The 18,622-nt window shown below is 60.6% G+C and carries 15 protein-coding genes; 6 read left to right on the top strand and 9 right to left on the bottom strand.

Annotated elements, in window-relative coordinates; genetic code table 11:
* Nucleotides 1–29 precede the first annotated feature (29 nt).
* From leuS to C8D92_RS12550, 4 genes are all read left to right on the top strand, one after another.
* On the top strand, nt 30–2,624 hold the full coding sequence (gene leuS / locus C8D92_RS12565; RefSeq protein ID WP_095610619.1) for a leucine--tRNA ligase: 2,595 nt from the start codon (nt 30–32) through the stop codon (nt 2,622–2,624).
* A gap of 9 nt (nt 2,625–2,633) precedes the next feature.
* Nucleotides 2,634–3,191, top strand: a complete 558-nt coding sequence (locus C8D92_RS12560) for an LPS-assembly lipoprotein LptE (RefSeq protein WP_116919552.1) — start codon at nt 2,634–2,636, stop codon at nt 3,189–3,191.
* Nucleotides 3,172–4,173 (top strand): DNA polymerase III subunit delta, encoded by a 1,002-nt coding sequence (gene holA, locus C8D92_RS12555; RefSeq protein WP_095610617.1) that lies wholly within the window; start codon nt 3,172–3,174, stop codon nt 4,171–4,173. Before C8D92_RS12560 ends, holA begins: the two co-directional genes overlap by 20 nt.
* A 393-nt stretch (nt 4,174–4,566) precedes the next feature.
* Nucleotides 4,567–5,259, top strand: coding sequence for an endonuclease (locus tag C8D92_RS12550; protein ID WP_116919551.1), 693 nt, complete (start codon nt 4,567–4,569; stop codon nt 5,257–5,259).
* Between the two features lie 99 nt (nt 5,260–5,358).
* Here the strand turns inward: C8D92_RS12550 and C8D92_RS12545 are convergent, their stop codons facing one another.
* The 3 genes from C8D92_RS12545 to C8D92_RS12535 all read right to left on the bottom strand — a co-directional run bounded on the left by C8D92_RS12545 (nt 5,359) and on the right by C8D92_RS12535 (nt 10,505).
* Nucleotides 5,359–7,149 carry an acyl-CoA dehydrogenase C-terminal domain-containing protein gene (locus C8D92_RS12545; RefSeq protein WP_116919550.1) on the bottom strand — a complete coding sequence of 597 codons (1,791 nt, stop codon included), beginning with the start codon at nt 7,147–7,149 and terminating at the stop codon, nt 5,359–5,361.
* Between the two features lie 236 nt (nt 7,150–7,385).
* Nucleotides 7,386–8,765 carry a solute carrier family 23 protein gene (locus C8D92_RS12540; RefSeq protein ID WP_116919549.1) on the bottom strand — a complete coding sequence of 460 codons (1,380 nt, stop codon included), beginning with the start codon at nt 8,763–8,765 and terminating at the stop codon, nt 7,386–7,388.
* A gap of 111 nt (nt 8,766–8,876) precedes the next feature.
* The gene (locus C8D92_RS12535) at nt 8,877–10,505 is read right to left on the bottom strand and encodes an acyl-CoA synthetase (protein ID WP_116919548.1); all 1,629 of its coding nucleotides are present in this window, start codon (nt 10,503–10,505) and stop codon (nt 8,877–8,879) included.
* Between the two features lie 146 nt (nt 10,506–10,651).
* Here C8D92_RS12535 and C8D92_RS12530 point away from each other — a divergent pair, with 146 nt between their 5' ends.
* Nucleotides 10,652–12,448, top strand: coding sequence for a PAS domain-containing sensor histidine kinase (locus tag C8D92_RS12530; RefSeq protein WP_095610612.1), 1,797 nt, complete (start codon nt 10,652–10,654; stop codon nt 12,446–12,448).
* A gap of 48 nt (nt 12,449–12,496) precedes the next feature.
* On the top strand, nt 12,497–13,132 hold the full coding sequence (locus tag C8D92_RS12525; protein WP_116919547.1) for a response regulator transcription factor: 636 nt from the start codon (nt 12,497–12,499) through the stop codon (nt 13,130–13,132).
* Nucleotides 13,133–13,207: 75 nt separating this feature from the next.
* Here C8D92_RS12525 and C8D92_RS12520 read toward each other — a convergent pair whose 3' ends face one another.
* The 6 genes from C8D92_RS12520 to C8D92_RS12495 all read right to left on the bottom strand — a co-directional run bounded on the left by C8D92_RS12520 (nt 13,208) and on the right by C8D92_RS12495 (nt 18,619).
* Complete coding sequence (locus tag C8D92_RS12520; protein WP_116919616.1) at nt 13,208–15,007, bottom strand: acyl-CoA dehydrogenase C-terminal domain-containing protein; 1,800 nt, start codon at nt 15,005–15,007, stop codon at nt 13,208–13,210.
* A 263-nt stretch (nt 15,008–15,270) separates the two neighbouring features.
* Nucleotides 15,271–16,041 carry a putative metalloprotease CJM1_0395 family protein gene (locus C8D92_RS12515; RefSeq protein WP_116919546.1) on the bottom strand — a complete coding sequence of 257 codons (771 nt, stop codon included), beginning with the start codon at nt 16,039–16,041 and terminating at the stop codon, nt 15,271–15,273.
* A gap of 32 nt (nt 16,042–16,073) precedes the next feature.
* Nucleotides 16,074–16,325 (bottom strand): flagellar biosynthesis protein FlgE, encoded by a 252-nt coding sequence (locus tag C8D92_RS12510; RefSeq protein ID WP_095610609.1) that lies wholly within the window; start codon nt 16,323–16,325, stop codon nt 16,074–16,076.
* Nucleotides 16,326–16,376: 51 nt separating this feature from the next.
* Nucleotides 16,377–17,069: a dethiobiotin synthase gene (gene bioD, locus C8D92_RS12505; protein WP_116919545.1), complete on the bottom strand. Its 693-nt coding sequence runs from the start codon at nt 17,067–17,069 to the stop codon at nt 16,377–16,379.
* A gap of 30 nt (nt 17,070–17,099) precedes the next feature.
* Entirely contained in the window at nt 17,100–17,888 is a 789-nt protein-coding gene (gene bioC / locus C8D92_RS12500) for a malonyl-ACP O-methyltransferase BioC (RefSeq protein ID WP_095610608.1), read from the bottom strand.
* Complete coding sequence (locus tag C8D92_RS12495) at nt 17,885–18,619, bottom strand: alpha/beta fold hydrolase (protein WP_116919544.1); 735 nt, start codon at nt 18,617–18,619, stop codon at nt 17,885–17,887. The genes bioC and C8D92_RS12495 overlap by 4 nt, the downstream gene beginning before the upstream one ends.
* Nucleotides 18,620–18,622 lie beyond the last annotated feature (3 nt).

The following is an 18,622-nucleotide window of genomic DNA, read 5'->3' as shown; positions in this document are numbered from 1 at the left end:
CTATTTTGGCAACAGGATCATCCTCAGCAATGGCAGCAACGGACGAACAGTATCGCCCGAAGGCGATTGAGCAACAGGCACAGCGCTTCTGGGAAGAGAACGACACCTTCGCCGTCACCGAAGACCCGGACAAGCCCAAGTACTACTGCCTGTCGATGTTCCCTTACCCGAGCGGCAAGCTGCACATGGGCCATGTGCGCAACTACACCATTGGTGACGTGGTGAGCCGCTACCAGCGCATGCAGGGCAAGAACGTGATGCAGCCGATGGGCTGGGACGCGTTCGGGCTGCCGGCGGAGAATGCAGCAGTCAAAAACCGGACCGCACCGGCCAAATGGACCTGGGAAAACATTGGCCACATGAAGAGCCAGCTCCGGCAGCTGGGCTTTGGTTATGACTGGCACCGTGAACTGGCCACCTGCGACCCGGACTATTACCGCTGGGAGCAGTGGTTCTTCACCAAGCTCTACGAAAAAGGCCTTGTTTACAAGAAAATGGCCACGGTCAACTGGGACCCGATCGATCAGACCGTGCTGGCCAATGAGCAGGTTGTCGACGGTCGTGGCTGGCGCTCCGGCGCCGTCGTCGAGCGCAAGAAGATTCCCCAGTGGTTCATCAAGATCACGGACTACGCCGAGGAGCTGCTCAGCGATCTGGATCAGCTCGACGGCTGGCCCGAACAGGTGCGTACCATGCAGCGCAACTGGATCGGCCGTTCTACCGGCGTCGAGCTGACGTTCCAGCTCAAGGACCGGGATGACGCTCTGCAGGTCTACACCACACGCCCGGACACGCTGATGGGCGTCACCTACATGGCGGTGGCTGCGGAGCACCCGCTGGCCGAGGCCGCTGCCGAGCGCCACAAGTCGGTTGCCAATTTCGTCGAGGAATGCCGGAACAGCCGCTTCTCCGAAGCGGATGTGGCCACCATGGAAAAACAGGGGATCGAGACCGGCTATTACGCCATCCATCCCCTGACTCAGGACCTGGTGCCCGTCTATGTCGCCAACTTTGTGCTTATGGAGTACGGCACCGGTGCCCTGATGGCCGTGCCGGCACACGACGAGCGCGACCACGAATTCGCCCGCAAGTACCGTCTGCCGATCCGTCAGGTCATCGCCTCACAGGAGCGGGATGAACTGGACGTGCAGGAAGAAGCCTTTACCGAAAAAGGGTTCCTGGTGAACTCCGGACGGTACAACGGACTGACCAGCGACGATGCCTTTGAGGCCATTGCGGATGACCTCGAGAAGGCCGGTATTGGCGAGCGTCAAGTCAACTACCGTCTCCGCGACTGGGGCGTGTCACGCCAGCGTTACTGGGGTGCCCCCATCCCGATGATGAGCCTGGAAGGGGGCGCCGAAATCCCGGTACCGGCCGACCGGTTGCCGGTCGAGCTGCCAACAGACGTTGAGATGGACGGCGTCCAGTCGCCCATCAAGGCCGATCCGGCGTGGGCCAAGACAACCATTGACGGGCAGGACGCCACGCTGGAGACGGACACTTTCGATACGTTCATGGAGTCGTCCTGGTATTACGCCCGTTTCTGCTGCCCGAACTATCAGGACGGCATGCTGGATCCGGACGCCGCCAACTACTGGCTGCCCGTCGACCAATACATCGGTGGTATCGAACACGCCATCCTGCACCTGCTCTACGCCCGTTTTTTCCACAAACTGATGCGGGATGTGGGGCTGGTGGACAGCGACGAGCCCTTCAAGCGACTGCTCTGCCAGGGCATGGTGCTGGCCGAGACCTACTACCGCGATCACGATGACGGCAGTATTGAATGGATCTCACCCGCCGACGTGGAGGTGGAACGCGACGGCAAGGGTCGCATTCTGAGCGCGACACACCGGCAGGACGGCAAGCCCGTCCAGTCCGGCGGCGTCTCCAAGATGTCCAAGTCCAAGAACAACGGCATTGATCCGCAGTCGATCATTGACCAGTACGGTGCGGACACCGTGCGGCTGTTCATCATGTTCGCCGCCCCCCCGGAACAATCCCTGGAGTGGTCCGACAGCGGGGTGGAAGGCGCCCATCGCTTCCTCAAACGGCTCTGGCGTCTGGTCACCGAACACGCGGCGGAAGGCGCCGCCGGCGCCGTCCAGGCGGATGCGCTGAACGACGCCCAACGGGATCTGCATCGCAAGACCCACGAGACGATCGCCAAGGTAAGCGACGACGTCAGCCGGCGGCTGACTTTCAACACGGCCATCGCCGCCGTGATGGAACTGCTGAACGACGTCGGCCAATGCCCCGCTGACAACGAGGCGGGGCGCAGCGTGGTGCAGGAAGCCCTGGAGACGGCCGTTCTGTTGCTGTCTCCGATCGTTCCACACGTCTGCCACCACCTGTGGCAGACACTCGGTCACGACACGCCGGTCGTGGATGCACGCTGGCCCGAAGCGGACGAGGCGGCAATGGTGCGGTCAAGCATCGAAATGGTCTTTCAGGTCAACGGCAAGGTCCGCTCAAAGGCCCAGGTCCCGGCGGACATCGCCCGGGACGACCTGGAGAAGCAGGCGCTGGCCGACGAGAACGTCGTCCGTTTCACCGAGGGGAAAACGGTCCGTAAGGTGATTGTTGTGCCCAATAAACTGGTCAACATCGTGGCGAACTAAGGGCCTCTGATGCCGCTATTCCGCGCCCTCGTACTGCTCGGCTCCGCTCTGCTGGCTGGCTGCGGCTTCCAGCTGCGGGGGGCCGCGCCGGTCCCGGCCGCTGTTCAGCCTCTATCGGTGACCTGCGCGGAAAGCGTTCCCAACGCGCTTTGCGACGGCGTTCGAAGCCAGCTTCGCGATGGGGGCGTTGAGCTCAAGGCGCCCGGCAACCACGCGCACCGGCTCTTTCTCGGGTCATTCCGGGAACGCCGCCGCGCCAGCGCGATCACGCTGGATGCCGCCACTGCGGAGTACGACCTGCGCCAGGACGTGACGCTCCAGTTAACGGCACCAGACGACGTGCCCCTGATCGCGAGTGCGGATATCGAAGCGAGCGAGATCTATCGCTACGACGACACCAACGTCCTGGCCAAACAGCGCGAGGAGGAGGCCATCCGCACGTCGCTCTATCAACGTCTCGCGCAGCAGGTCATCTTTCGGCTCGCGCCCATGACCGAGGACCGGGTCCGGGCCATCCGCCGCCAACAGGCCACCGGGGAGCCCTCTCGTGACGACCAAGCCCCATGAACTGACCCGATCACTGGAGAAAGGCCTCAAACCGGTCTATCTGGTCTCCGGCGATGAGCCGCTGCTCGTTCAGGAGTCCTGTGATGAAATCCGTGACGCCGCGCGGAAAGCAGGATACGAGGACCGGCAGGTCTATCATGCCGATCAGCAGCTGGATTGGCAGGTGGTGGGGGAAGAACTCAATGCCCTGTCCCTGTTCGCAGAGAAGCGCCGTATCGAGGTTCACCTCGGCAGTGGCCGACTGGGCAATGATGGCCAGGCCGTGATCGAACAGGCGCTGACCCGGCCGCCTGAAGACGTCATTGTCCTGCTGATCGGCGCCCGCCTGGAACGTTCCGAAACCCGCAAGAAATGGTACAAAGCGCTACAGAACCACGGGGTTCACGTGCCGATCTGGCCACTGGATCCCGAGCGCTTCCCGGAGTGGCTGCGCAAACGCGCTCACAGCCGTGGCCTGCACCTGACGAAAGGTGCCCTTGAAGCCCTCACCGAACGCCTGGAGGGTAATCTGCTGGCGGCCAGTCAGGAAGTCGATCGACTCGCCCTGCTCGCTCCAGATGAAACCCTGGATGATACGTTTATTGAGCAGGCCGTCATGGACAGCGCCCGTTTCAGCGCGTTCGAGCTCATTGCGGCCCTGATGCGCGGACAGGTCCGACAGGCCCACCGGATTCTGGGCGTTCTGGAGCAGGAAGGCGAGAATCCGCTGCCACTGCTGGGGCTACTGAGCCGGGACATCCGGATGACCCTGCAGCTCCAGCAGGCACGCCGCCATGGCGAATCGCCCGCCGCATTCTGTCAACGCCAGCGCGTGTTCCCGAAACAACGCGCACAACAGCTCCAGGAAGCCGGCTCAAGACTCAGCCCGATCCGGCTCCGGGCCGCTCTGACGCAATGTAGCGACATCGACCGCGCCGCCAAAGGCTATGGGCGCATGTCGGCCTGGTATTACCTGAGAGAACTGGCAACCGCACTCCGCTAGCCCGGATTTCTCACGAAGGGTTCGGATTTTGCGTGTTCCTGGGGAAACAGGTGGGCCAAATGGACCGCCGGGCGTGGCCGTAGCCCCGTCCAAGGGCCATTTGGCCCAGATGTGAAGCCAGGGGCGCGCAAAATCCGAACCCTTGGTGAGAAATGCGGGCTAGGAGTCTGGTTCATTCGCTGATCGACGGCGCACCGCTGGCGCCTGGCCCATTGCCATTCAGGCCAAAGCCCACCGGTTTAGATGCAAATGCTTACATTCTGTAGTCAATGTCCTACAATCCTTGCGTCTCAGACACTGCCGCCGTCCTATAATGAACGGTAGGAATCTCCAACAACGTTCCGGCGGCGATATAGATTCGCTCACCCAGCCAGGGATTGAGGAGTAATCATTATGACGAAAACCACGACAACCTCTTTTTTCACCCGCCTGATCGCCTTGGTGTCAGGAGCGGCATTGACTGCTTCTGTTCTGTTCATTCTTCCCGGACACGCCCAGAATCGCTTCTCCAACCCGGAAAAAACCGTCGAAGACATCTTCTGGGGCAAACTCTATAAACAGGGTGGGAACACGTTTTTCTGCAACAAACAGTTTGGCCAGGACAGTTTTCTCATCACCCAGGGGTACATCTACCCCCTGAATCGAGTCCGGGATGCGCTGCGCTGTGGCACCAAGTCCCAGTGCGAGCGCAACAGCGAGGTCTACCGGCACGTCGCGTCGGATCTGCACAACATGGTGCCCATCAAGAGCCGTATTGAAATGAAGCGCCGCAACGCCGGCTACGGTGAGATGACCTCCACAGCACCCAAAGGCGAATGCGGTCTGAAAGAGGGCTTCCAGAACATTGAGCCACCCGACCGGATCAAAGGCGATGTCGCCCGGGGCGTGGTGTATGTCATGGACACCTACGACCTGCCGGCGCCGGGCTCCAATGATGTCTTTAAGCGCTGGCACCAGGCCGACCCGCCTGGAGACCTGGAGCTGACACGCAATCACCGTATTCGTGAATTGCAGGGTAATGACAACCGCTTCATTACCAACCCGGACGCCATGTTCGACGATTCAATCTGGGGTGACGCGTCCTGACGCTCTGGTCGTGGCAAAAAAAAGCCCGAACGAACCAATGGTTCTTCCGGGCTTTGATGGTCGAGCCGGCAGCACCTACCGGCCCGATTCGATTCCGCGTCAGAACTCCTCGGCAGAATGCGCCATCATCGCACCACTTCCACTGCGGATGCCTTCTGCCAGAGACACGGTTTTGGGCAGCAGTCGATCGAAGTAGAAACGCGCGGTCTTGAGCTTGCCCGTGTAGAAACCGGACGTATCGTCTTGCGCTTTCGGCGCCGCCGCCTTGACCATCATCGCCCACATGTAACCCAGAGCGGTCAGGCCAAACAGGTCGAGGTAATCGACGGCTGCCGCCCCCACTTCGTTGGGGTTCTCGCCCGCCTGCTTGATGACGGTTTCCGTCACATCATCCAGGCGTTCCAGCGCCGCCGCGAGTTGCCCCAGATACGGTCTGAGCGCGTCGTTATCGCTGTTCTCCTCGATGAACGCAGCCACGTCTTTCGCAAACAGTTCAAAGTACTTGCCCTGGTTTGCCACGACTTTGCGGCCCATCAGGTCCATCGCCTGAATCCCATTGGTCCCCTCGTAGATCTGCGTGATGCGGGTATCGCGGACCAGCTGTTCCTGACCCCACTCGCGAATGAAGCCGTGACCACCGAAGATCTGCTGGCCGATGACACAGGCATCCAGGCCACGATCGGTCAGGAACGCCTTGGCCACCGGAGTGAGCAGGGCCACCATCGCATCGCCCTGCTTGCGCCGCTCTTCGTCCTCCGCGAACTTCGCCACGTCCAGCCACTGGGCGACATAGGTTGAGAACGCCCGGCCCCCTTCGACGTAGCCCTTCATTGTCAGGAGCATGCGGCGCACGTCCGGATGCACGATGATCGGGTCGGCCGCCTTGTCCTTTTCCTGCGGGCCGGTGGGCGCACGGCTCTGGGTCCGCTCCATGGCGTAGTCACGGGCGTTCTGCAGGGAGGCTTCTGCGGCACCCAGGCCCTGGACGCCGACACCGAGGCGCTCATAGTTCATCATGGTGAACATCGCCATGAGGCCTTTGTTCGGCTCACCCACCAGATACCCCTTGGCGCCATCGAAGTTCATGACACAGGTGGCCGAGGCCTTGATGCCCATTTTCTTCTCCAGTGAGCCGCAGCTGAAGTGGTTGCGCTCACCCAGCGAGCCGTCTTCGTTCACATCGTACTTGGGTACCAGGAACATGGAGATGCCCTTGGGACCTTTCGGCGCGTCCGGCAGCTTGGCCAGCACGAAGTGGATAATATTATCCGTCATGTCGTGCTCGCCCCAGGTAATGAAAATCTTGGTTCCGGTGATGCTGTAGCTGCCATCATCACGAGGCTCCGCCTTGGTGCGGATGATGCCCAGATCTGTGCCGGCATGCGGCTCGGTCAGGTCCATGGCACCGGTCCAGCTGCCGTCGTACATCTTTGGCAGGTAGGTTTCCTTCAGTTCCTGACTGCCATGGGCGTCCAGGGCCACGCAGGCACCGGCGGTCAGCATCGGCGCCAGACCGAAGGACATGTTGGCGCCCTGCATCATTTCCTCGAACTGGGCAACCAGTGTCTTGGGCATGCCCATGCCGCCAAACTCGGGGTTACCGCCGAGACCAACCCAGCCACCTTCGGCCATGGTTTTGTAGGCCTCGCGGAAGCCTTCCGGCGTGGTGACTTCGCCATCGTTCCACTGACAACCCTGCTCGTCGCCCTCACGGTTGATTGGGGCGAGGGTCCCGGCTGTTATTTTGCCAGCTTCTTCCAGAATCGCATCCGCGGTATCCGGATCGACATTGTCCGCAACTCCGGGGAGCGATGCCCAGAAGTTCGGCGCATCAAAAACCTCATTCAGAACAAAACGAATATCGCGCAGCGGCGCCTGATAGTCTGCCATCGAGACATCCTCTTCATGTGAGCGTTGTTGAAGATATGAGATGAGCCGAGCTTTCTTGTGAGCTGGTCATTTATAGGCGCGGATTTTACAGGAATTCGCCCATTTTCTCATTGACGATCGCTCTTTTCCCGTTCCGCCGGTCGTTATGGGTCGCCGATGGACGGAAAAAAGGAGCTGCGCGGTCGCGGCAGCTCCCAAACAGATCGTCCTGTCGCGGTGGGGCGCGACATCTCCTCTCAGGATTCGTTGACGGATCCACGAACGCCAGGGGCTTCCGGGTCCTCGGTGAATCCAATCAACCCAGTGCGTTCGATCAGCAGATACAACACAGCCCCTGTTGCCAGCCCCCAACCGGCTCCATACACCGCCAGGACCACGCCCATGGTCCCCGCAATGCCGCGTTCCGTGTTGTTCTCAAGCTGCTCCAGCCCGACCATCAGACAGATATAGCCCGTTAACAGAAGCGTCAACGACAGGGCAATGGGCAACACAGGCTGAAAGAAGCTCACCAGGGGTAGGACGAACACCGCGATGAAACCGGTTATCCAAAAGGTCCCACCGCCACTGTAGATGGAATCCATCGCACGACGACCGTATTTGTAGCGTTCCGCCATCGTCGCGGTCACTGCGGTCCAGATGGGACCAGCTAACCCCGGGTAAGGCGCAAAGAATGCGTGCACGCCGTTGCGGATAGCCGTCACCAGATGGACCCGGTCGATACTGCTATCGATCACCTCATCCCGACGTAGATGATCAACCCGGTCCATCAGTGACTTACCGACTATGATGTCACCAAAGGCGATGATGTAGGCAATAACGGCCGTTGGCACGGCGTAGAGAAAGACCGAGGGGTCCGGAAAGCCGACCGTAAAAGGCAAATAGCTCCAAAGCTGGCCGAATGCCGGCTGGGTAATGCCCATATCGACGCTCGGAACCTCATATTCTCCGGAGGCGAATCCGACCAGAATGGCCACCACCATACCTGGCACCATTCCGTAGTTCGCGATTTTACGGGCAATCGGATTGGTCTCGACGAACCCCTTGAAAGAGAGCGAGAACATCAGATAGAGACACACCAGTCCACCCAGGATCAGTGATATCGGCGTCTCCGCCAGACGCCCGCCGGCTTCGATCTCCCCCATCAAGGCCGCAATGCCGGCACCAATAATAATGCCACCTTTCATTGAACGCGGGATCAGCTGGACCAGCTTGCTCCCCAGGCCGGTTAAACCGAGGATCAGAAAGATCAGGAATACCAGGAACTGAAGCGCAAATAGCGCCTGAATGGCTTCTGCCCCTGGCTTATAATCGCCAAGGAAAAGCAGGACCACGGGGATACCCGGGGTAATCCAGCCAGGCACCAGCGGCACCCCCAGCAAGGTGGGCAACATAAACCCGACCCCACAGATCACAACATAGGCGAGCGCGACATCGTAGGGCAGGCCCAGATACTTCTCCAGTAGTGGAATCATCGCCAGGCTGACCACAAACATAATCAGGCCCTGAACCATTTCCGCCACTTCCCAGCGGTAATGGATAAACGGCAGGCGAATCTTGAACGGACCACAGGGCCAGTAGGGCTGCTCCTGACCATCACGGCGGTTGTAGAGTTGCATTGACACTATCTCCCCGTGGCGTACCACTCTGATTGGTACGCCCCTGTTTTTGTTTGAGCGATTGGAAATGCTTTCGATCCGCAGCGATACCGAGCGACCGCCGCGCCAGACTCACTGAAGAGACCGAGCCTCTTCGCGGAGTACGAACTTCTGGATCTTGCCCGTGGATGTTTTGGGAAGCTCCTGGAACACCACTGTTTTCGGGACCTTGAAGCGGGCCAGATGCTCACGACAGAAACCGATAAGCTGTTCCTCACTGACCGATTCAGCATCCGGTTTGAGAGTGACAAAAGCGCAGGGCGTCTCTCCCCATCGGTCGTCGGGTCTGGCCACGACCGCAGCTTCCAGAACCGACGGGTGGCGATACAGAGTGTCCTCCACTTCAATGGTGGAGATATTCTCACCGCCGGATATGATGATGTCCTTGAGGCGATCCTTGATCTCCATGTAACCATCCTCGTGCCACACTGCCAGATCACCGGTATGGAACCAGCCACCCCGGAAGGCCTCTTCGGTAGCCGACGGCTTCTTGAGATAGCCCTTCATGACGGTGTTACCCCGGAGAAAAATCTCTCCAATGGTCTTGCCGTCTTTTGGTACCGGCTCCATGGTGTCCGGATCGCCGATCATCATGCCGGCGAGCGTCGGGTAGCGAACCCCCTGTCGCGCCTTGAGGGTGGCGCGTTCGTTCAGGCTCAGGCTGTCCCAACGCTCCTTCCAGGCGCAGACCGTGACCGGTCCGTATACTTCGGTCAGCCCGTAAACGTGGGTGATGTGGATACCCATCTGCTCGATGGCACCGATGACCTGGGCAGGTGGTGCAGCCCCTGCCGTCATGGCACTCACCGTATGATCAATGCCGGGGCGAGCGTTTTCCGGGACGTTGAGCAAGGCATTCAGGATGATCGGAGCGCCGCACATGTGCGTGACCCCATGATCACGAATCAGCTGCAGAATCTTCTCCGGGTCCACACGCCGCAGGCAGACGTGGGTCCCGGCCATGGCCGTGACAGTCCACGGGAAACACCAGCCGTTACAATGAAACATTGGGAGAGTCCAGAGGTAGACCGGGTGCTGCCCCATGCCCCAGACGGCCTGATTCCCCATGGCGTTCTGAAAAGCGCCGCGGTGATGGTAGACCACACCCTTCGGATTACCGGTGGTGCCCGAGGTGTAATTCAGTGAAATGGCGTCCCACTCATCGTCAGGCACCTGCCACTCGAACCCCGGATCACCCTCCTGCAGGAAGGCGTCGTACTCCAGGTCGCTGACAGCCGTCCCTTCGCCGTACTCGGGGTCATCCACATCGATCAGCAGGGGCGGATTCTCCAGGTGCCGCACGGCCTGACGCACCACATCACCGAACTCCCGATCGGCAATTAACGCCTTCGCCTCGCCATGCTCCAGCATGAAGGCAATGGCATCAGCATCCAGGCGCACATTGAGGGTGTTGAGCACGGCACCAATCATGGGCACACCGAAATGGCATTCCAGCATCGCCGGAATATTCGGAAGCATTACGGCAACGGTATCCCCCTTGCCAATTCCCCGCCCCTGGAGAGCCGAGGCCAGTCTCAGACACCGCTCGTGCGTCTGCGCCCAGTTTCGTCGGATGGCGCCATGGATAACGGCCGGGTAATCCGGATAGACGCTCGCGGTACGGGCCAGGAAATCAACAGGAGAAATGCTCGAGTAGTTTGCCGGGACCGGTGACAGTTCGTGTTCGTAGATGGAAGACATACCGATGACCTCGTCAATCTTGTTTTTGTAGACTTCAGAAATCCAATAGAGTGGCTAAAATAGCCAGTAACAGAATAGTGTCACGAACAGTCGAATATGGTGATTGCACATAGGTATTATAGTATATTCACTATACCAGGAGATTTATGACCAACTCAGGGCTGTTACTGCCACACGACCCAGAGCCCTGCCTCATCCTGACCAGCGACGGGCGGATTCTGGAAGGCAATGAGGCGGCCGGCAGCCGTCCGGAGGCGCTTCTTCCAGTGAACGTGGCAGCACTGGCACAAGCCTGCATTCGTCAGAAGCGGGCCATTACGGGCGTGGAAAGCCGGCTGGAGACTATCACCCTGCTTTGGCAGTTTGTCCCCGATCCGGATCGCAACCGGGTCATCGCTCGTGCGCGGGACGTGACGCCCGAAACCGTCATTATCGACGAGGCCACCCGGTCAAATCGGCTTTACCGGCTGATTACTGAAAACACGACCGATCTGATCTCCCGTCATGCCCCCAACGGTGACTTCATAGACGCTTCGCCCGCCTCGTGGCGACTGCTTGGTTACTCGCCAGAAACGCTCAGGGGTAAGCCACTCCATTTTATTATCGAGAATGGGGAACTTACCGATCAGGGCGACCAGATCAGCAACCAACTCCGTGAAACCGGCTATGCCACGCTGACCCTTCAGGTCACACATCGAAGCGGCTCCCGTCGCTGGTTCGAAACCGCCTGCCGGGCCATCCGCGAGACGTACACCGGCGCGGTTGTGGAAATCATCAGTGTTTCTCGGGACGTGACCGCCCGCGTCAATTCCGCCGAGACCAATCGACGTCTTGCTCAGGTTGTGGAGGCGAACACCGATCTTGTCTTGTTCTCGGAGCGTTCGGGCCGACTGACGTACGTGAACCCTGCTGCACGCAAGGCGCTCGGGCTTGAGGAACGGGACGAAGACGATTTACCGCACCTGGCGGATCTAATGGACTCATCGGAACTGGATCGCCTGATAGCCAACGGCCTGCCCGAGGCGGACAAGTATGGGGTCTGGGAGACCGAGAGCGAGTTGCACATCATCGGAGCGGGGCGGGCTCTGCCGGTCTCTCTTGTTCTCCTGTCACATCAGCCGGCCACAGGCAGTCCCTACTACTCGCTGGTCAATCGGGACATGACCGAGCGCGCCCTGCGGGAAAGCGAGCAACGACGCCACCAGGAAGAGCTTGCGCATGCAGCCCGACTCGCCACGATGGGTGAACTGGCGTCGGGGATTGCCCATGAGATGAACCAACCCCTGGCTACGATTGTTAATTATGCAAATGCCAGTCAGCGTTACCTTGAACCGCCCCTCGACGAGACTCGTCTGGAGAAGGTCAGGGAGGGGCTGCAGAGAATCACTCACCACGCCAATCACGCCTCTGAAGTCATCAAGCGCCTGAGAAATTTTCTGCAGAAAGGCCAACGACGGGTCTGCCGCATTGCCCTCGACGAGGTGATTCAGACCGCCGTCCAGCTCTGTCGATGGGAAGCCGACAAGAAACATGTCACCATCCACCAGGCACTGGAAGCTCGCTGCCCCCAGATCACAGCAGATCCCGTTCTCATCGAACAGGTGCTTCTGAACCTAATTCGCAACGCCATTGATGCGAACTGCGAACGCTGGGGCAATCAATCGTCCGACATCCACATCAGCACAACACCAGGCCCAGACGGCAGCCTGATTGTCACGGTCCGGGACCAGGGCCCCGGTATGAGCGAAGAAGGACTGAGAAACATTTTTACCCCCTTCTATACCAGTAAGGAACAGGGACTCGGCCTTGGCCTCTCCATGAGTCGGTCGCTCGTTGAAGGCTTTGGCGGCTTCCTGGATGCCCGCAACGGCCCAAAGGGCGGGCTTGAACTTATCTGCCGGTTCCCGGGTGAACAGGCTCCGGACGAAAAGCGTTCTTCCTGACTGAGCAAAGACCAGGCCCTTGCAACAAACCGCGAATAAGACTGCGTTATGAAAAACCTGGACAACAAAGTGGTTTATGTCGTTGACGACGATACTGGCATGCTTGATTCAACCCGCTGGCTGCTTGAATCAGTCGGCCTCAGGGTTGAAGGATTCACGGACGGACGGGATTTCCTTGAGCATGTGGACCCCAATCTGGGCGGCTGCATCATCCTTGATGTCCGGATGCCGGGTCTGGGTGGGCTCAATGTACAGGAGGAGTTGCAGAGCCAAGGCATCGAGCTTCCGGTCTTGTTCATCTCGGGTCACGCGGACGTGCCCATCGCCGTTCGCGCCTTCAAAAGCGGCGCCTTCGATTTTATTGAAAAACCCTTCAACGAACAGTTACTGCTCGACAGCGTCCAGCAGGCCATTCAAAGTTATGGATCGAGCAACAACGTTCAGCGCTTCCACCCGGACATCGAGGCTCGGATGGCCCGACTGACACCCCGAGAGAAGGACGTATTTCTGCCATTGGCGCGAGGCTATACCAGCCGTGAAATCGCTGACATGCTGGGTGTCGGCACCAAGACAGTCGACCTTTATCGCTCCCGGGTCATGAAGCGTCTTGGCGTGAGTCGGGTTCAGGATGTCACGGGCATTGCCATCGCAGCCGGCGCTGTCGATCCGCTCGGTCTCCGCTGACCGCCCGCCCTAACGGATAAAAAAATGCCCGCCTTGTTGCTGGCGGGCATATCCAGAACGACATCCGGCGGTCATTCAGAACGCGAACTGATCTTCCGGCAGTGCCATCAGTGAGTCCGCGCCCGCTTCAAGCATGGCCACGTGCCCGCGTGAGCGCGGCAGCAGACGCTTGAAGTAGAAGCGGGCCGTTTCCACCTTGGCGTTGTAGAACGCTTCCTCTTCAGTGCCTTCCGCCATCTTGTCCAGCGCTACCTTGGCCATACGGGCCCAGAGGTAGGCGAAGACCGCGTAACCCGAGTACATCAGGTAATCGAAGGAGGCAGCGCCCACCTCGTCCCGGTTCTTCATGGCGTTCTTGCCAATGGTCATGGTGATCTCGCCCCACTCCTTGTTCAGCGCCTGGAGCGGTTCGATGAACTCCTTCATCTGCTCGTTATCCGCGTTCTCCTTGCAGAACACGTGCACGAGCTTGGTGAAGCCCTTCAGGGACTCGCCCTGGGTCATCAGAACCTTCCGGCCCAGCAGGTCCAGCGCCTGGATGCCGGTGGTGCCTTCGTAGATCATGCCGATGCGGGCATCGCGAACGTTCTGCTCCATGCCCCACTCAGAAATGTAACCGTGACCGCCGAAGACCTGCACACCCAGATTGGCGGACTCGTGGCCCATTTCGGTCAGGAATGCCTTCGCAATCGGGGTCAGGAAACCCATCATGTCGTCCGCAGCCTGGCGCTCTTCCTCGGTCTTGCCCTGATGCAGGATATCGCTCTGCTGCGCGGCCATGTAAATGAGGGCACGGGCACCCTCGGCAATCGACTTCTGGGTGAGCAGCATCCGGCGCACGTCCGGGTGGACGATGATCGGGTCGGCGCTGCCTTCCGGGTTCTTCGGTCCCGACAGTGCACGCATCGCCAGACGTTCACGGGCGTAGTCGAGTGACCCCTGGAAGCCCAGCTCCGCATGGCTCAGCCCCTGAATCGCGGTTCCCAGACGGGCCACGTTCATAAAGGTGAACATGCAGTTCAGCCCCTTGTTTTCCGGGCCGATCAGCCAGCCCTTGGCGCCATCAAAGTTCATGACGCAGGTGGCGTTACCGTGGATACCCATCTTGTGTTCGATGGAGCCGCAGCTGACGGCGTTCTTCTCACCAGCGCTGCCATCCTCACCCGGCAGGTACTTGGGCACGATGAACAGGGAAATGCCCTTGGTGCCCTTCGGCGCGTCCGGCAGACGGGCCAGGACAATGTGGACGATGTTCTCGGCCATGTCGTGGTCGCCGGCCGAGATGAAGATCTTGGTACCGGTGATGCTGTAGCTGCCGTCCGAGTTGGGCTCTGCCTTGGAGCGAAGCGTCCCCAGGTCGGAACCGCAGTGGGCCTCGGTCAGGCACATGGTGCCCGTCCACTCACCGCTGATCAGTTTCGTCAGGTAGGTCTGCTTCTGTTCTTCGGTGCCGTGGCTTTCGAGGGTATTGATGGCACCGTGGCTCAGCCCCGGGTACATGCCCCAGGCCCAGTTGGCGGTCCCCACCATTTCACTCATGACGAGGTTGACGGAGTTCGGCAGCCCCTGGCCGCCATACTCAACGTCCGCCGCCATGGACGGCCAGCCGCCCTCGACGTACTGCTGATAGGCTTCCTTGAAACCGGTCGGCGTCTTCACGCCGTCCTCGCTCCAGGTACAGCCCTCCTGGTCGCCCACCTGGTTCAGCGGTGACAGCACCTGTTCACAGAACTTGGCACCTTCTCCGATGATGGCATCTACCATATCCGGCGTTGCGTCTTCGGCACCTTCCAGACTGGCGTAGTGCTGCTCACTGTCCAGCAGCTCGGACATGACGAACTTGATATCACGCAGGGGCGCTTTGTAATCAGGCATGACTTCCACCTCGGTTTTCGGCCCTGTGGCCGGACATTCCGGCATTGAGCCTCAGGTTGACTCGGGCGCCGACGCTGGACGACGCCTTAATGTTGAGCGCCGACGGATGGCCGGCGGACAATTAAACGGCTGTTTGAAACATACGTTTGCAGGGATGGGATTGTCAATACCTTCAGCCCGCGCCATAGGCCTCAAAACCGGCCACAAGCGCCAGAATCGGCACAGCGTGTGCGGATCAAACACGATCAGAAGAACAGAGAAGGTCAGGCGCTGGCCCGGAAGGGCTCCGTATCGGCACGGTCGCCGTTCAGGGCGACCACTTCGTAGGAAGAGGCGGCGGGCTGGCGCGACCGGCTTTCCTTTCCGCTTTCTCCGGTCGATTCCAGACGACTGACACCGGACTCCTGCCGGGCAAGCTGCAGTTGAGCCTGGAGCATCGCTTGAGTGGCCTCAGCAGCAACCCGCTGGTCCTGGGCGGAGGGATTGGCAGGCGCCAGAGCCGCCGCGCGGACGATCCGCATTTTCTCGAGCGTTGCCTGGGGATCCCCCTTGATCGGTGCGGCATCAATGGAAACCTCACCACCCGTGGCATACCGGTCACCATCGGGACCCTGGGTATAGGTGTACTGAGGCGAACCGGCATACTGTCCGCCAACAGCCTGATGAGCTCTCTCATGCGCGCGGACTTCCCGATCACGGGCCTCCAGCTGTCGCACCTCCCGAAGCTCACCCCGGGTCAGCGGCTCGCCATCAACCCCTCGCTCAGCGCCGACTCCCTGACGCTCCTCCTCGCTGGATGTCGACGACGATCGCTGATCCTCGCCCTGCCCGGACGCATTCGACTCGTTCCGGGCCGACTGGTTCGGGGCTGAATTTCGGGGGCGGGCACTCTCGGAACCGGATGATACGGGGCGACGGGAGTCTTCCGCCGTCGCCGTGGGCTGGCCGTCCGACCGGCCCGGACGCTCCGGCTGGACACCGGTACCGATACTGGGAGGGAAAACAGGCGTACTGGAGGTTAACCCGACAGGCATGTGTCTCTCCGAAGACCCGGACGGACCGGGACTCAGGCGGTGGTATCGAGCAGGGTGCCCACCGTTTCATCAGCCGTCTTCACCACCTGTGCAGACGCCTCAACGCTCCGCTCATACAGCTGGGAGTTCACGAGCGGCTCGGTGATGCCACCGGCCCCATCAGCGTTATTGGCACCCTGCAGGCCATCCTGACCGGCCCGCGCGATCTGGCGCGCCGTCGTTTCCAGGCCCCGCATGCCCTCCTGAACGCCCTGGAGGCCAACACCCAATGCGTTGTTGATCATGGCCACCACCTCGTATTTCAGAAACTTGATCCAAGTAGACCACAACCCTGTTCAGTTTTCAACCAACGGCGACAGATCCAGATAATCGGCCAGCGATACCGGATTCGCGTCCGGGGCCCAGGGGAGTTCGCCCAGACAGGGCGCCGGTAAGTGACTCCGAAGGTAGTCGAGGTTCTCCGCCTCCACGGCCATCGGCGTCTCCTCGGTCCGGTTCGCGACCCACCCCGCCAGAGTCAGGCCATCCCGAAGGATGGCTTCGGCTGTCAGCAGCGCGTGGTTGATACACCCCAACTTCAGCGAAACGACGAGGATCACCGGCACGCCGAGAGCCCCTGGCACCTGCGCAAACGTTTCCCGCTCATTGAGCGGTACCCGCCAGCCACCGGCTCCCTCGATCAGCAGGAGGTCCCCCGGACGGGTCTGCAGACCACGGCACAGTCCAGTCAGCCGCTGCGCACTCAACTGACGGCCGGCCTGCCCAGCCGCTACATGAGGGGCGATGGCAGGCGCCATGGCAATGGGGTTGACCAGGTCGTAGTCCAACGACTCGCTCATGTGTTTCTGGAGCAGCAACGCGTCTTCATTCCGGAGGCCATCCGCCGTTTCTTCGGAGCCAGAGGCAATCGGCTTCATGGCCAGCGTTCGAAGGCCTTGGCGGTTGGCCGCCTCAAGAATCGCGGCGGTGACAACACTTTTGCCCACGCCGGTATCGGTGCCAGTGACGAAATAGGTTTTTCGGGTCATCGGGGTGCCCTTCAGATCAGTGGTTGGAAATCAGTCCGGGATGACTGACAGATACGCCGCCTTGTAGGTGGCCTCCACACGTCCGTCCCCAAGGCGCGGGTAAGCATCGAAACAAGCCCGCAGGCGGGCCGGTGCCGTGGCGGTCTTGCGCCGACTCGGGCTCTTGTTGTGGGCGCCAAGCTCCTTGAGTTCGCGCAGTAACGCCCGGGGCGATTCGTAGCCCAGAGTCACCGTTTCCCGGGTCAGGCGGGCACCATGAAAGGCCTGGCTCACAATCTGTGACCAGCCCTCCGGCGTCTCGAAACGATTGACGTGCGGGACATCCGGGTCCGCAACCTGCCATGCCTGACGCAGCTCGCGAAGCGTTCCGTCCAACAGAGTGGACACAAGTAGTTGCCCGCCGGGGCGCAGCACACGGCGACACTCCGCCAGCACCCGGCCCGGGGCATCACACCACTGGATCATCAGGTTGCTGAATACCAGATCCTGACTGTTGTCGGCCAGTGGGAGTTGCTCGGCATCAGCAACCACCCAGTCAGCATCCATCCGGCGACTACTGCGCGCCTGTGCCAGCATGCCCGGCGACAGGTCCACCCCCGTGAATCGGGCGCCTGGCAGCGCCTCTGCGAGACGTGCCGTAAACCAGCCCGTGCCGCAACCGAGATCGGTCACAGCACTGGCGTGCGACAGACGACACTGCGACAGCAGTTGATCGCCCATGTGACGCTGAAGGCGCGCCGCGCCGTCATAACCACTGGCGGCGGCGCCAAAATCACGCGCCACGTCCGGCTTTTCGGCAATCGCAATGGCATGGGTCATGACTGGACGTCCTCGTGGTAGAACCGATCAATCCGTTCAGAGACCTCTTCGGTGTAGTGCCCCCAGGGCCAGTGGGCCATATCAGGAATCAGCGCCGTATTCATCCCCTGCGAGCGAAGATGCGACGCGGTGTCGGCGCTGACCAGCTGATCGCAATCACCGAACAGATGCAGGGACGGGACCGGTATGGTCTGCCAGCGGTCTCGCTCGTCCAGGCTGGCGAGCCAGCCAAGTGTGTCCATCAGGGTGGCATCGTACGTTGGCGGACCCGCATTCAGCCACCGCCGCAATTGCCGCCGGGCGGACGACTCATGACGATCCCCGCGAATCTGCAAAAGCATGAACCGATGCCATTCCCGTTCGGGTGTGTCGTGGGCAGCCCGGTGAAACTCGTCGAACGTGTCACGATCCATCCCGCACGGCCAGTCGTCACGTTCTACAAAACACGGTGTCGCACACAGTGTGACCACCCCCTGAACGCGATCGGGCGCCTGATGGGCGGCCGCAACCGCGACCTGAGCCCCCAATGACCAGCCGACCCAGACACTGGCAGGCGGCGCTTCTTCCAGCAGACGCGCTGCCGCATCGTCCACGGTCTCACGGGGGTGAATCAGATCTTCATCGAGGCTGTGGGGGTCGGTGTGGTCGGCGTCGGTCCCGGTCACCGGTGCGATCATCGAGACGGGCGCGCCCCAGCCACTGATCAGGGTGGTCGTCAGTTCCTCACTCATGGT

This window comes from Tamilnaduibacter salinus, assembly GCF_003096655.1.
GTDB lineage: Bacteria > Pseudomonadota > Gammaproteobacteria > Pseudomonadales > Oleiphilaceae > Tamilnaduibacter > Tamilnaduibacter salinus.
The sequence above is the reverse complement of the archived record's forward strand: the minus strand, read 5'-3'. Positions and strand labels throughout refer to the sequence as shown.

Excerpts from the sequence above, each read along its gene's own strand:
- C8D92_RS12550 (WP_116919551.1), top strand. The coding sequence starts at position 4,567 with ATGACGAAAACCACGACAACCTCTTTTTTCACCCGCCTGATCGCCTTG.
- C8D92_RS12525 (WP_116919547.1), top strand. The coding sequence starts at position 12,497 with ATGAAAAACCTGGACAACAAAGTGGTTTATGTCGTTGACGACGATACT.
- C8D92_RS12510 (WP_095610609.1), bottom strand. The coding sequence starts at position 16,325 with ATGATCAACAACGCATTGGGTGTTGGCCTCCAGGGCGTTCAGGAGGGC.
- C8D92_RS12520 (WP_116919616.1), bottom strand. The coding sequence starts at position 15,007 with ATGCCTGATTACAAAGCGCCCCTGCGTGATATCAAGTTCGTCATGTCC.
- bioC (WP_095610608.1), bottom strand. The coding sequence starts at position 17,888 with ATGACCCATGCCATTGCGATTGCCGAAAAGCCGGACGTGGCGCGTGAT.
- C8D92_RS12540 (WP_116919549.1), bottom strand. The coding sequence starts at position 8,765 with ATGCAACTCTACAACCGCCGTGATGGTCAGGAGCAGCCCTACTGGCCC.
- leuS (WP_095610619.1), top strand. The coding sequence starts at position 30 with ATGGCAGCAACGGACGAACAGTATCGCCCGAAGGCGATTGAGCAACAG.
- C8D92_RS12535 (WP_116919548.1), bottom strand. The coding sequence starts at position 10,505 with ATGTCTTCCATCTACGAACACGAACTGTCACCGGTCCCGGCAAACTAC.
- C8D92_RS12515 (WP_116919546.1), bottom strand. The coding sequence starts at position 16,041 with ATGCCTGTCGGGTTAACCTCCAGTACGCCTGTTTTCCCTCCCAGTATC.
- bioD (WP_116919545.1), bottom strand. The coding sequence starts at position 17,069 with ATGACCCGAAAAACCTATTTCGTCACTGGCACCGATACCGGCGTGGGC.
- C8D92_RS12560 (WP_116919552.1), top strand. The coding sequence starts at position 2,634 with ATGCCGCTATTCCGCGCCCTCGTACTGCTCGGCTCCGCTCTGCTGGCT.
- C8D92_RS12495 (WP_116919544.1), bottom strand. The coding sequence starts at position 18,619 with ATGAGTGAGGAACTGACGACCACCCTGATCAGTGGCTGGGGCGCGCCC.
- C8D92_RS12545 (WP_116919550.1), bottom strand. The coding sequence starts at position 7,149 with ATGGCAGACTATCAGGCGCCGCTGCGCGATATTCGTTTTGTTCTGAAT.
- C8D92_RS12530 (WP_095610612.1), top strand. The coding sequence starts at position 10,652 with ATGACCAACTCAGGGCTGTTACTGCCACACGACCCAGAGCCCTGCCTC.